Origin of the sequence: Azospirillum oleiclasticum, from assembly GCF_013423485.1 — a bacterium.
GTDB classification, from domain to species: domain Bacteria; phylum Pseudomonadota; class Alphaproteobacteria; order Azospirillales; family Azospirillaceae; genus Azospirillum; species Azospirillum oleiclasticum.
Map to the genome: position 1 here is coordinate 409,826 of NZ_JABFFR010000003.1, position 12,928 is coordinate 422,753.

Consider the following 12,928-nt stretch of genomic DNA (forward strand, 5'->3'; position numbering starts at 1 on the left):
CCGCTACAGCGGGAAAAGGCTGGTCAGCGGCATGTGCGCCCGAACGATGGGCGATTTCAGGACGACGAAACTGAAATACTTGTCGATGCCGATGTCCATATCGGTCAGCCGTTCCATGATCTCCTGATACTCGCTGATGCCGGAGGTTACGAACTTCAGCATGTAGTCGTAGCCCCCGGACACCAGGTGACATTCGAGCAATTGATCGACGTTCTTGACCGCGGCAAGGAAGCGCGCGAAGTCCACCTGGCGGTGGTTTTTCAAAGTGATCTCGGTGAACACCGTCAAGGTCTGGCCGAGCTTGCTGACGTTGATCTGGGCCGAATACCCCTCGATGTAACCTTCCGCCTGCAGCTTCTTCACCCGCATCAGACAGGGGCTGGGCGACAGGTTGACCAGCTCGGCCAGCTCGACGTTGGTGATCCGCCCGTTCTTCTGCAACTGATGCAGGATCTTGATGTCGATCCGGTCCAGCTTCATCGACGATCCATCCGGTTCGAGGGACGGCGTGGAGAAAGCCGGTCGGCAGCACAAAATTCCACGCCCGTCGTCGTCGGAGCTTAGCACGACGCCGCATTCTGTCCATGATCGAGCGGTATTCCGCGGCAGAACAAAGCATCGGCCGGCGCCGTCCCGGCAGAATGAAATGCCGCCAAGCCCGCCAATCCGGTCCCACGCGGCCGCGAGAGGGCGCTAGAGTCCCGGCGTCGTCCGTGGAGAGAAGCCTTCATGCCCGTTCCCCTGCACCTCATCGAGACCAGCCCGCGTCTCCCCGAAAGCGCCGACGCCGTCGTGATCGGCGGCGGTATCGTCGGCGTCTGGACGGCCTATTTCCTGTCGCGCCGCGGTTTGTCGGTGGCGCTGGTGGAGAAGGGCCGGATCGGCGCCGAACAGTCCAGCCGCAACTGGGGCTGGTGCCGTCAGCAGAACCGAGACGCGCGCGAGTTGCCGATGGCGACCAGGAGCCTGGATCTCTGGCAGCGTTTCGCCGCCGAAAGCGGCGAGGACACCGGCTTCGCCCGCTGCGGCCTGTTCTATCTGAGCAACGACGAGCAGGAGCTGGCCGGCTGGGCGCGCTGGGGCGACTTCGCCCGTTCGGTCGGCGTCACCACCCACATGCTCAACGGCGCCGAGGCGACCGAACGCGGACGGGCCACCGGCCGGAGCTGGAAGGGCGGCGTGTTCTCCCCGACCGACGGGATCGCCGATCCCGCCCGTGCCGCAGCGGCCGTGGCCCGCGCGGTGATGAAGAGCGGCGGCACGGTCCACCAGATGTGCGCGGCGCGCGGCCTCGACATCGCCGGCGGGCGGGTCCGCGGGGTGGTCACGGAACAGGGAGCCATCCGGACCTCCGTCGCCGTCATGGCCGGCGGCGCCTGGGCCTCCTCCTTCTGCCATCAGCTGGGCATCCGCTTCCCGTTGGCATCGATCCGGTCGTCGGTGCTGTCGGTGTCGGCCGCCGCCGGGCTGCCCGACGCGCTGCACACCGCCGCGGTGTCCGTCACCCGGCGCGGCGACGGCGGCCACACGCTGGCGATCAGCGGGCGCGGGCGGCTCGACCCGACGCTGCAGCAGCTTCGCTTCGCGCCGCAATTCCTCCCGATGTTCCGGCGCCGTTGGCGCAGTCTGCTCCCCGGCGGAATCGACGGACTGAGATCGGGCCACGAGACGCTGCACCGATGGACCCTGGACGGTCCGACCCCGATGGAGCGCGTCCGCATCCTGGACCCCGCCCCCGACCGGAGCACCATCCGCTTGACACACAGGCGGGCCCTGGAACTGCTCCCGGCTCTGAAGGAAACGACGGTCACCGGCGCCTGGGCCGGTTACATCGACAGCACGCCCGATGGCGTTCCGGCCATCGGCGAGGTGTCATCGCTTCCGGGCTTCATCCTCGCCGCGGGATTCAGCGGTCACGGCTTCGGCATCGGCCCCGGCGCCGGCCATCTGATCGCCGACCTGATCACGGACCAGTCGCCCATCGTCGATCCGCGCCCCTACCACCCCGGTCGCTTCGCCGGATTCAACGTCGGCACCGTCGCATCCTTCCGGGATGGTCTCCCGAACGTCTGGACGCCGGGTTGCGTGGCCTGATCTCTCGCTCGGACGGCGGACCGGGGTCCTGCTGCAGCGTTCATGATGCCGCCGCAATGGTCGTGTTCCCGCGGGCCATGCCGGAGCCGTGACGAACCGCCCCATGCTTGTTGGGGATTTGTCCGGGGTGGGCAGGCGCTTTCCGCCAAGTTCTTGGAAAGGTTGGCGTCCCCAAGGGGATTCGAACCCCTGTCGCCGCCGTGAAAGGGCGGTGTCCTAGGCCTCTAGACGATGGGGACCGCGTGGACGGGCGGAGAATTAGCGGGGGCGGCGGGGGAAATCAAGGCATTTTCGTTGCGGGGAGGCGCTCAGCCGCCATGCGGGTGGGCGACGTCGTCGATGAGGAGCTGGACGGCCTCGTTGCCGTTCCAGCGATCCACCCGCAGCACGCCCGCCAGGTGCAGCGTTGCGGAGCCGGAACGGAGAAGTGCCTGCCCAAGCGCGCCGTCCAGCGCCCGGAACGCGATGCCCTTCAGGCGCGCGCCGTCGTTGCCGGCCAGGATGACGCGCACGTGATTCGCTCCAACCACATCGGCACGGACCACCCGCGCGTCGGCCAGCGCAAAGCGCGGCTCGGCGTTTCCGGTGCCGAAAGGACCGAGCTTCGCCAGAGTCTCCACCAGCGTGGCGGTGGCGCCGCCCACGGCCAGCGCACCGTCGAGGTCGAGCGTCGGCACCAACGGGGCGGACCCCACCTGCTCGGCCACCCGCTCACCCAGGAAGCGGCGGAGGTCGTCCAGCCGGTCGCCGCGCACGGTGAAGCCGGCGGCCATGCGATGGCCGCCGCCGGCCAGCAGCAGCCCCTCCTGTCGCGCCGCGATCACCGCGGCCCCCAGATCGACGCCGCGCACGGAACGGCCGGAGGCCTTGCCCACCATCATGCCGCCGTCGCCGGGGACGAGCGCGACGACGCAAGCGGGGCGACCGAAACGCTCCTTGAGCCGGCTGGCGACGATGCCGATCACGCCGGGGTGCCAGCCCTCCCCCGACACGAAGACGAGGCCGGTGTCCTCCTCCGCGTGACGCTCGACCAGGGCCATGGCGTCGTCGAGGACTACCTGCTCGATCTGCCTCCGTTCGCCGTTGTGGGCGTCCAGCCGGCGGGCGAGGTCCATGGCCTCGACCGGATCATCGGTGGAGAGCAGGCGGGCGCCCATGTCCGCTTCCCCCACACGGCCGCCGGCGTTGACCCGCGGCCCCAGGATATAGCCGGCGTGGTAGGCGTCCGGCCGGTCCTTCACGCCAGCCACGTCGGCCAGGGCGGCAAGGCCGGGGTTGCTGCGGCGGGCCATCACCTTCAGCCCCTGCGCCACCAGCGCCCGGTTCAGCCCGACCAGAGGCACCACGTCGCATACGGTGCCGAGCGCGACCAGATCCAGCCAATCCATCAGCGGCGGTTCCGGGCGGTCGGCGTAGAAGCCGGCACGGCGCAATTCGCGGTTGACGGCGACCACGGTCAGGAAGCAGACCCCCGCTGCGCACAGCGTGCGGAAGGCGCCGTCCTCGTCCAGCCGGTTGGGGTTGACCACGGCGACGGCCGGCGGCAGCCGCGGCTCGGCCGCGTGGTGGTCGAGCACCACCACCTCCAGCCCGGCCTCCGCCGCCGCTTCGAGGGCAGCGAAGGCAGACACCCCGCAATCCACCGTCACCACCAGCCGCACGCCTTCGTTCCGCAGGCGCACCAGAGCTTGGGCGTTGGGGCCGTACCCCTCCTTCACGCGGTCGGGGACATAGACGCGCAGGTCGGTGCCGAGCGCCCGGAAAAAGCGGCGCCACAGGGCGGCTGACGTGGCGCCGTCCACGTCATAGTCACCGAAGACCGCCACCGGTTCGCCATCCATGATCGCGGCGGCGATGCGCGACGCGGCCTTGTCCATATCCACGAAGCGCGACGGGTCGGGCAGGCAGGAGCGCAAGGTCGGGTTGAGGAAGACATCGCACCCGTCCTCCCCCACCCCGCGCGAGGCCAGCACCCGCCCGACGATCTCCGGCAAGCCCCGGCCCTGCGCCAGCCCCCAGGCCAGCCGTTCATCGAAAGGCCGCGCCTGCCAGCGCTTGCCGGTCACGGAGCGGGCGACGTTGAGGAACGGGCGTGGAGCGTCGGTCATCCGGGGCGGTGGTCCTTCGCGTGCGGCGGAAAGCGCTTGCTTAGCAGACGGCGGCCCTGCCCGTCAGCCCCCCTCCCGCGCCGTCGGTTTGCGGCGCAGCGGCGTCGCCTGTCCGTCCTTGCCGCCCCCGTACGCGACGCCCATGAAATCTGCCCATCTCAAAGCCATTCCGGTATCGCATCCAAGCATGAATCGTATGGCTTGCTACGATCCTGAAACGAGTGAACCGGGAATGGAGCGTGTCTGCATCGTGCCGTCGGGGAGGATGACGGTGCGCAGGTTGGGAAGGGAATCGAGGGGGGAGAGGTCGGTGGGGGCGATCCCGGCGAGTTCGATGATCTCCAAACCGGTCAGCGTCGCGAGCGGCGACAGGTCGGTGATGCCCGACGACCTGAGACTCAGTTGCTTCAGGGACGTGAGCCCGCTCAAGGAGCGGAGATCGACCTCGCGGATCGCGCCCAATCCTAGGATCTCCAATTTCTCCAAGCCGGCCAAGGGTGACAGGTCGATTATTGCGGTCCCATACAGCTCAACCATTTGAAGGGAACGAAAACCCGCCAACGTCGAGATATCGTGCAGGTTCGAAAGACCCGACAGGTTGAGCCGACACAGTTCCACCAGATCGGCGAGCGCGGAAATGTCCGCGACCGGAGTGTCGCTGATGTCGAGATTGGTCAACCCGTCCAGCGCGGACAGCGGCTGGATGTTCTTCACAGGCGTTCTTCCGAGGAACAGCGCCTCCAGACAGGGAAGTGACGCCAACGGGCGAAGGTCGCTGACCAAGCTATCCGAAAGATCCAACGTTTGCAGGCCCGTCAACGTCGCCAGCGGCGACACGTCCGTCACCATCCGCCGCCATCCGTTTTCCAGCGGCAAACCGTCCAGCAGGAGCTTTTGGACCGACGGAAGGTCCAGCGGGTTGAAGGACCCGACCAGCTCATCAATGACGGCCTTGCGCAGATCGGATCCGTAACGACCGAGGGCCGCCGTCTTGGCGCGGCCGGAGCCGATGCGCAGAAGCGCGCGCACCGTTGCGGCCGTGGAACGGACGTTGCGGGGCTTGGCGGCGATCAGCGGGTCGAGCACTTGTTCGCCGGCCTCGGCCAGCAGTTCCGCCTCTTCGACCGTCTTCGGCGGGATGAGGGTGGTTTCCAGCTCGGCATGGCGCGCGCGCAGCGCGGGTGACAGGGCGACCGCCACCGTGCCCACGGCCCAGGCCATCACTTGCAGACGGCGCTTCACTTTGCCCGCGGGTTCTGTGTCAGCGGCTTCGGCGATCTGGGTGAACAGGCTGTCCACGAAGGGGCGCGGACCGCCGCCGGCGGCGAACAGCAGGACGTTGCGCCATTCCGGATTGCGCGCGCGGGCGGCCAGCTTGTCCTCCAGCCGCATCTCGATGAAATGCTGGGCGGCCAGAAACTCCTTCAGCGTGTTGTGCAGGAAGTCCAGCCGGCCGGGCGAGGAATCGCGCAGCAGGCCGCAGCGCTCGACCACGGCGCGGCGGAACGGCTCCACCGCCTCGCCGGCATGGCCGAAGGACTCCAGCATGCCGGAGAGGATGCGGTCGGCGGTTTCCACCCGGATGCTTGACCCGATGGCGCTGCCGGGACCGTCCACAAGGTAGAAGGCCAGTTCCCGCATCAGCGCGCGCTTGCGCTTGCCATCCAGCCCGGCCCAGACGGGGTGCATCACGTCCCGCCGCAGACGGCTTTCCCGGTCCTTCTCGTCCACCAGCAGGGTGCAGAGCTTGTCGCACAGCTCGAAGGCGCGGTCGGGAACGTCGCTTTCGATGCGGTAGTTCAGCGCGCACAGCATCGCCAGCATCAGCGGGTTGCTGCCCAGCCGCGCCAGCGACGGCGTGTCGTCCAGCCGGTCACGCAACCGCTGTTCCTTGGCGTAAAGTGTGCCGCGGCGCTCCACTGGAACCGCGGCGGCCATGGCGTGATGCCAGCGCCCGATCAGCTCCCCCTGGTCCCGCGCGGTCAGCGGGGCGATGGTCGCCTCGGCGAAGCCGTAGCGCGCGAGCCATCCCGCTGGCACCGCCGCCGGCCGGGTGGTGACCACGAAGCGCGCCTTGGGATAGGCGGCGACAAGCTGGCCGATCGCCTCGGCCACCCTTGGCCGGTCGAAATGCGCGACCTCGTCCACGCCGTCCAGCATCACGAACACGCCGCCGCCGGTCAGCGCCTCCACCATCCAGCCCTCGGGCGCCGGCCCGATCACCCGCTCCACATGCGCGATGAACTGGTGGACCGGTGGGATTCCATCGGGGCAATCACGCAGCCGGATCAATACGGGCAGGCAACGGCGCCAGCGCAAGACTATGTCGAACAACGACCGCTGTCGCTGCCAGCTACCGTTGAAGAGCTCACTCACCGCACTGCCCAAGTGGCTGCGCGGTTCTGTCATCTCCATGGCAGCCCAACGCAGCAGAGTAGTTTTACCGCCGCCAGCCTCTCCGCGCACCAGGAGCCGGCGGTTTTCCGTATCAACAGTGGCGAACAAATGGCTTGCAAATATTCTTTCAAATTCTTCCGCCGTGGCCGCGTTTCGATTCAGGCAGAGAGTGGTATAGGCAGCGGATAGCGCCTGTTCTCTGGCCTCAGCCGGCAGATCCGATCCGAAGAGCTCAAGGCGGTTGTTTGCTCGCTGAACATGGGCGGCGTAACGGTGCTCATACTCCAGCCGCACCTGATCGCGCCGCTTCCGGCGCTCCTGCTCGGTTGGCAGCCGCTCCAGCACCTCCCGCTGGAACGCCCGGTCGAACCCCTTCAGATCCGCGGCCCTGTCAACCAACCCCGCGGCAAGGTCGGTAAGCGCGGACTCGTACAACTCCCGCTCGGCCACGCCGAAATCAGCGGACGGCGGTTCCTTTGCCAGCTCCTCCACCAGTCGCCGCGGATCCAGGTTGCGGGCGAGGAGCCCCTCCGGAGTCGCCGCCTCTGCGATCACGGCGCCCAACGCCTCGGCCACCGCCTCGACCCGCACCGGCGTACCGTCTGCCTCGAATGTGGCGGCATGGCGGGACACGATGGAGGAGACCAGATCCTCGGCCAGCCGGGCCGCCTCCTGCCGGGCCTGCTCGGCGTCGGTGCGGCGGGCGGCGTCGTTCAGCAGGGCGGCGCCGCTTTCCGCCAGATCCTCCAGCCCCGCCCGGCGGAGCAAGCCCTTGGCGAGCGGAACGACCAGGACCTTGGTGAATAAATCGGCCTTGCCCGCCATCCCCATCGCCTCCGAATTCTTACCACCTGTTTGTCTCAAATTTCCACGAACGCCGCAAAGGCAAAGTGCTGGCCACCATCGACTTGAGCCACATCAAGGCGCGACCTGCGCCGATCCTGCATACTCCGCTGATCATCCCGCGGAGGAGGAGACAGAATGATCACCACCGCGATATTCCCGGCCCGTTACGTGCAGGGCGAGGGCGCCCTGGAGAGCCTGGGAGAGGAGCTCGGCCGTCTCGGCGGGACCGCCCTGGCGGTCGTTGACCCGTTCGTGCTTCCGGACCTGAAGGGCCGCATCGCCGACGCCGCGGCCGGCGGTCTGACGGTCGATATCCAGGCCTTCGGCGGCGAATGCTCCGACGAGGAGATCGACCGGCTGACCGCCATCGCGCGCACCGGCAAGGCCGACGTCGTCGTCGGCATCGGCGGCGGCAAGGCACTGGACACCGCGAAGGCGGTCGCCCACGCGCTGGGCGCCCGCTGCGCCGTCGTTCCCACGCTCGCCAGCACCGATGCCCCGTGCAGCGCCCTGTCCGTCATCTACACCGCCGAAGGGGCGTTCAAGCGCTACCTCGTGCTGCCCCGCAACCCGGATCTGGTGCTGGTGGACACCGGCGTCGTCGCGCACGCCCCCGTCCGCTTCCTGGTCGCCGGCATGGGCGACGCGCTGTCCACCTGGTTCGAGGCGGAGGATTGCCGCGTCAAGCGCGGCGGCAACATGACCGGCCGCATGGGGCCGATGACGGCCTTCGGGCTGGCCCGGCTCTGCTACGACACGCTGCTGGAGTACGGCGTGCTCGCCCGCGGCGCCTGCGAGCAGAAGGTGGTCACCCCCGCCCTGGAGCGCATCGTCGAGGCGAACACGCTGCTGAGCGGGCTCGGCTTCGAAAGCGGCGGGCTGGCGGCGGCGCACGCCATCCACAACGGCCTGACCGCGCTGGAGGAAACCCACCGTTACTGGCACGGGGAGAAGGTCGCCATCGGCACGCTCGCCATGCTGATGCTGACCGGCCGCCCGGCCGCGGTGATCGACGAGGTCTACGGCTTCTGCGAGAGCATCGGCCTGCCGACCACGCTCGCCGACATCGGGCTCGGCGCCGTGACCGACGATCGGTTGCTGCTCGCCGCCGAGCGCGCCTGCGCGGAGGGCGAAACCATCCACAACGAGCCCTACGAGGTCACCCCCCACCGTGTTCTGGCGGCGCTGAAGGCGGCGGATGCGGAAGGGCGGCGGCGGAAGGCGCTCCGGTAACCGTTGGGCCATACCTGCGGAAGGGCGCGCGGGGCGATCCGCGCGCCCTTTTTATTGTCGCCATGTGCTCCTATACTGTGAGAACGGACCAATTCTCCCGAGTGACATGCCATGCCCGATGGTTACGGCAAGCTCACCCCCCGCGACGACCCTTACGGCTGGGCGCTGGCCCAGATCGAGGCGATACGCGGCCTGCCGGCTGACACCGCCGGGTTCGACCGTGACGGGATGTTGGAATTCTTGGAGGATTCGGCACACGCCATGCTCGCAAAGGTGAAGAGCCAGCTCATCAACCTGATGGCCCACCTAACCAAGGCGGCATGCACGCGCAACTCGGAGGTAATCGGACACTGGCGGAACGAGTGCCGCAACTTCCATCAGGAGATCGTCATCGAGTACCGCCGGTCGATGCGCAAAGAAATCGACATGGAGCGGCTGTGGCGATACACGATAAAGCGGGTCACAGAGTCATTCGAGGACTACGGCGAACCCATTCCCAAGCTCCCCGCCGAATGCCCTTTCACGCTCGCCCAACTCGTGGACGAGGAGCTTGATATCACCGGCGCGATGGAGTCCTTGCGGGCGCGCTGGAGCGGCGGCTGAACCGCCGCTCCGCAACCGGAAGACCAGCCCTTACTTCGGCAGGCCGGGCTTGCTCTTGAAGTTGTGGTGCGCCTCGATGTAGCGGACGGTGCCGCTCTTGGAGCGCATGATCACCGAATGCGTGATGGCCCCGCCGCCGAAGCGGCGGACGCCGCGCAGCATGGCGCCGTCGGTCACGCCGGTGGCGGCGAACATGACGTTGCCGCTGGCCAGCTCGATCATGCTGTACTTCTTGTTCAGGTCCTTGATGCCCCAGCGCTCGGCACGACCCCGCTCGTCGTCGTTGCGGAACAGCAGCCGGCCCTGGAACTGGCCGCCGATGCACCGCAGCGCCGCCGCGGCCAGCACGCCCTCGGGAGCGCCGCCCGAGCCGACATACATGTCCACCCCGGCGCCGATCTGGCTGGTGGCGATCACGCCCGACACGTCGCCGTCGGAGATCAGCATGATCCGCGCCCCCGCCTCACGCACCCGGGCGATCAGCTCGGCGTGGCGCGGGCGGTCGAGGATGCAGACCAGCAGCTCCTCCACCTCGGTGCCCTTGGCCTTGGCAAGGTTCTTCAGGTTGGTGGCCGGGCTCTCGTCCAGATCAACCACGCCCTCGGGCAAGCCGGCGCCGACCGCGATCTTGTCCATGTAGACGTCGGGGGCGTTCAGGAAGCCGCCCTCGTCGGCCATCGCCACCACGGCCAGCGCGTTGGGGCCGCCCTTGGCGGTGATGGTGGTGCCCTCCAGCGGGTCGAGCGCGATGTCCACCTTCGGCCCGACGCCGGTGCCGACCTTCTCGCCGATGTAGAGCATCGGCGCCTCGTCGCGCTCGCCCTCGCCGATCACCACGGTGCCGTCGATGGTCAGGGTGTTGAGTGCCTGGCGCATGGCATCGACGGCGGCCTGGTCGGCCAGCTTCTCGTTGCCGCGGCCCATCAGCAGCGAGGCGGAGAGCGCCGCCGCCTCGGTCACGCGCACGGCCTCCAGCGCCAGGTTGCGGTCCATCCCGGACAGGTCGACACGGTGTTCCATTGTTGTTATCTCCCGATTCCTTGATTTGCCCGGTTCTGGTTCAGAAGGATTCGATGCGGATCATCCGCGGCGGCTCCAGCACCGATTGCTGGGCGGCGATGACCGCCAGCGCCCGCTGCATGGACGCCTCGTCGGTGTCGTGGGTGGTCAGCACCACCGGCACACCCTCGTCGGGTGCCCGTCCCCGCTGAAGCATCTGTTCCATCGACACGTTCTCGTCGCGCATGGCCGCCGCGATGTCCGCTATCACGCCGGGGCGGTCCACGACCATGAGGCGGACGTAGTAAGCCCCCTGCCGTGCGCTCATCGGCAACGGCTCCAGCCGCGACAGGCGATCGACCGGCACCCCGAAGGTGGCGGTGCGGCAGCCGCGGGCGATGTCGACGATGTCGGCCACCACGGCGGACGCGGTCGGCCCGGCCCCGGCCCCGCGGCCGACGAAGACCACGCGCTGCACGAAGTCGCCCTGTGCCACGACGGCGTTGAACACGCCATCGACAGCCGCGATGGGCGTGTCCTTCGGCACCATGCAGGGATGCACCCGCTGCTCGACTCCACCGTCCAGGCGCCGGGCGATGCCGAGCAGCTTGATGCGGTATCCCAACTGGTCGGCGTAGTCGAAATCGACCGCGGAGACGTGGCGGATGCCCTCCACATGCACGTTGGCGAAGTCGACCGGGCAGCCGAAGGCGACCGCGGTCAGCACCGCCAGCTTGTGCGCCGCGTCCACCCCATCGATGTCGAAGCTGGGATCGGCCTCGGCATAACCCAGCGCCTGCGCCTCCGCCAGCACGTCGGCGAAGTCGCGGCCGGTGCGGCGCATCTCGGTCAGGATGTAGTTGCAGGTGCCGTTCAGGATGCCGTGCACCTCGGTGATGTCGTTGGCCGCCAAACCCTCGCGCAGCCCCTTGATGATGGGGATGCCGCCGGCCACCGACGCCTCGAAGGCCAGCGACAGGCCGCGGCCCTCGGCCGCCTTCGCCAGCGCGGTGCCATGATGGGCGATCAGCGCCTTGTTGGCGGTGACCACATGGCGGCCGGTCTCCAGCGCCGTCTCCACCGTGCGGCGGGCCGGCCCCTCCGAGCCTCCGATCAGTTCCACCACCACGTCGGCGCCGCCGTCGGCGGCCATGGCGACGGGATCGTCGAACCAGCGGAAGGTGGACAGGTCCACCCCGCGGTCCTTGCCGCGGGAGCGGGCGCTGACGGCCACCACCTCGACGCGGCGGCCGGTCCGCTGGCGGATCAGCTCCGCCTTCTCCGTCAGCAGCTTGACCGTGGAGGCGCCGACCGTGCCCAGGCCGGCAACGGCGATCTTCAGGGGCTCCGTCACGACGCTTTCGCCTTCACCGGTTGCAGGAGGGCCGCCCGCGCCGCCGGGTCGTGGCTGGCCGCCGCACCCGCCGCGTTGGAGCGGAAGAAGTCCTTGATGTTGCGGGTGGCCTGACGGATGCGGTGGACGTTCTCCACCAGCCCCAGCCGGACATGCCCGTCGCCGTACTCGCCGAAGCCGATGCCGGGCGCGCAGGCCACCTGCGCCTCCTGCAGCAGCAGCTTGGAGAATTCCAGCGAGCCCATATGGGCGAACTGCGGCGGGATCGGCGCCCAGGCGAACATGCTCGCGGGCGGGGTCGGGACCTGCCAGCCGGCGGCGGCCAGCCCCTCGATCAGCACGTCGCGGCGCTGCTTGTAGGTGTTGCGGATGACGTCCACGCACTCCTGCGGGCCGTTCAGCGCGGCGGCGGCGGCCACCTGGATCGGCGTGAAGGCGCCGTAATCCAGGTAGGACTTGATGCGCGCCAGCGCGGTGATCAGCTTGCGGTTGCCGGTGGCGAAGCCGATCCGCCAGCCGGCCATGCTGTAGGTCTTGCTCATCGAGGTGAACTCGACCGCGATCTCGCGCGCGTCGGGGATCTGCAGGATCGACGGCGGCGGCTCGTCGCCGAAATAGATCTCGGCGTAGGCGATGTCCGACAGGATGTAGATGCCGTGCTTGAGGCAGAACTCGACGATCGGCTTGTAGAAGTCGAGGCCGACCACCTGCGCCGTCGGGTTGGACGGGTAGTTCAGAACCAGCGCCAGCGGCTTCGGCACGCTGTGGCGGACGGCGCGCTCCAGCATGTCAAGGAAGCTGGCGACGTCCGTCCCCGTCCCGTTCTCCGCACCCACCGGCAGGTGGCGGATGGAGGCGCCGGCCAGGATGAATCCGAAGGGGTGGATCGGGTAGCTGGGGTTCGGCACCAGGATGATGTCGCCCGGGCTGGTGATCGCCTGGGCGAGGTTGGCCAGACCCTCCTTCGACCCGATGGTGACGATGCACTCCGTCTCCGGGTCGATGTCCACGTTGAAGCGGCGCTTGTAATAGCCGGCATGCGCCCGGCGCAGGCCCGGAATGCCGCGGCTGTTCGAATAGCGGTGGGTCTTCGGGTTCTGCACCGCCTCGCACAGCTTGTCCACGATGTGCTGCGGTGTCGGCTGGTCGGGATTGCCCATGCCCAGGTCGATGATGTCCTCACCGGCCGCGCGGGCTCGCGCCTTCATGGCGTTCACCTCGGCGAAGACGTAGGGCGGAAGGCGCTTGATCCGGTGGAAATCAGACTCGCTCATGGACGCTCCGGGAACCAGAC

The 12,928-nt window shown here is 68.5% G+C and carries 9 protein-coding genes and 1 tRNA gene; 3 read left to right on the forward strand and 7 right to left on the reverse strand.

Annotation, left to right across the window (positions count from 1 at the left end):
- Nucleotides 1-3: 3 nt before the first annotated feature.
- Complete coding sequence (locus HL658_RS06960) at nucleotides 4-480, reverse strand: Lrp/AsnC family transcriptional regulator (RefSeq protein WP_180281186.1); 477 nt, start codon at nucleotides 478-480, stop codon at nucleotides 4-6.
- A gap of 249 nt (nucleotides 481-729) precedes the next feature.
- Between HL658_RS06960 and HL658_RS06965 the strand changes: the two genes are divergently transcribed.
- Nucleotides 730-2,094 (forward strand): NAD(P)/FAD-dependent oxidoreductase, encoded by a 1,365-nt coding sequence (locus HL658_RS06965; RefSeq protein ID WP_180281187.1) that lies wholly within the window; start codon nucleotides 730-732, stop codon nucleotides 2,092-2,094.
- A 163-nt stretch (nucleotides 2,095-2,257) separates the two neighbouring features.
- Here the strand turns inward: HL658_RS06965 and HL658_RS06970 are convergent.
- From HL658_RS06970 to HL658_RS06980, 3 genes are all read right to left on the reverse strand, one after another.
- Nucleotides 2,258-2,333 (reverse strand) — tRNA-Glu (locus HL658_RS06970).
- A 69-nt stretch (nucleotides 2,334-2,402) separates the two neighbouring features.
- On the reverse strand, nucleotides 2,403-4,202 hold the full coding sequence (gene recJ / locus HL658_RS06975) for a single-stranded-DNA-specific exonuclease RecJ (protein WP_180281188.1): 1,800 nt from the start codon (nucleotides 4,200-4,202) through the stop codon (nucleotides 2,403-2,405).
- Between the two features lie 204 nt (nucleotides 4,203-4,406).
- Entirely contained in the window at nucleotides 4,407-7,424 is a 3,018-nt protein-coding gene (locus HL658_RS06980) for an NACHT domain-containing protein (protein ID WP_180281189.1), read from the reverse strand.
- A 156-nt stretch (nucleotides 7,425-7,580) separates the two neighbouring features.
- Between HL658_RS06980 and HL658_RS06985 the strand changes: the two genes are divergently transcribed.
- Both HL658_RS06985 and HL658_RS06990 read left to right on the forward strand, forming a co-directional pair.
- Complete coding sequence (locus tag HL658_RS06985) at nucleotides 7,581-8,678, forward strand: glycerol dehydrogenase (protein ID WP_180281190.1); 1,098 nt, start codon at nucleotides 7,581-7,583, stop codon at nucleotides 8,676-8,678.
- Nucleotides 8,679-8,789: 111 nt separating this feature from the next.
- Complete coding sequence (locus HL658_RS06990; RefSeq protein ID WP_180281191.1) at nucleotides 8,790-9,281, forward strand: DUF29 family protein; 492 nt, start codon at nucleotides 8,790-8,792, stop codon at nucleotides 9,279-9,281.
- A 30-nt stretch (nucleotides 9,282-9,311) separates the two neighbouring features.
- Here HL658_RS06990 and glpX read toward each other — a convergent pair whose 3' ends face one another.
- Genes glpX through HL658_RS07005 form a run of 3 tightly spaced genes read right to left on the reverse strand, consistent with a single transcriptional unit; the run spans nucleotide 9,312 to nucleotide 12,908 of the window.
- On the reverse strand, nucleotides 9,312-10,301 hold the full coding sequence (glpX, locus tag HL658_RS06995) for a class II fructose-bisphosphatase (RefSeq protein ID WP_180281192.1): 990 nt from the start codon (nucleotides 10,299-10,301) through the stop codon (nucleotides 9,312-9,314).
- 40 nt (nucleotides 10,302-10,341) lie between these two features.
- On the reverse strand, nucleotides 10,342-11,634 hold the full coding sequence (locus HL658_RS07000) for a homoserine dehydrogenase (RefSeq protein WP_180281193.1): 1,293 nt from the start codon (nucleotides 11,632-11,634) through the stop codon (nucleotides 10,342-10,344).
- Nucleotides 11,631-12,908, reverse strand: a complete 1,278-nt coding sequence (locus tag HL658_RS07005; RefSeq protein ID WP_180281194.1) for an LL-diaminopimelate aminotransferase — start codon at nucleotides 12,906-12,908, stop codon at nucleotides 11,631-11,633. Before HL658_RS07005 ends, HL658_RS07000 begins: the two co-directional genes overlap by 4 nt.
- Between the last annotated feature and the right edge of the window lie 20 nt (nucleotides 12,909-12,928).

Bases quoted from the DNA above. Each gene is read 5' to 3' on its own strand.
- HL658_RS06960 (WP_180281186.1), bottom strand. From the start codon at position 480: ATGAAGCTGGACCGGATCGACATCAAGATCCTGCATCAGTTGCAGAAG.
- HL658_RS06965 (WP_180281187.1), top strand. From the start codon at position 730: ATGCCCGTTCCCCTGCACCTCATCGAGACCAGCCCGCGTCTCCCCGAA.
- recJ (WP_180281188.1), bottom strand. From the start codon at position 4,202: ATGACCGACGCTCCACGCCCGTTCCTCAACGTCGCCCGCTCCGTGACC.
- HL658_RS06980 (WP_180281189.1), bottom strand. From the start codon at position 7,424: ATGGCGGGCAAGGCCGATTTATTCACCAAGGTCCTGGTCGTTCCGCTC.
- HL658_RS06985 (WP_180281190.1), top strand. From the start codon at position 7,581: ATGATCACCACCGCGATATTCCCGGCCCGTTACGTGCAGGGCGAGGGC.
- HL658_RS06990 (WP_180281191.1), top strand. From the start codon at position 8,790: ATGCCCGATGGTTACGGCAAGCTCACCCCCCGCGACGACCCTTACGGC.
- glpX (WP_180281192.1), bottom strand. From the start codon at position 10,301: ATGGAACACCGTGTCGACCTGTCCGGGATGGACCGCAACCTGGCGCTG.
- HL658_RS07005 (WP_180281194.1), bottom strand. From the start codon at position 12,908: ATGAGCGAGTCTGATTTCCACCGGATCAAGCGCCTTCCGCCCTACGTC.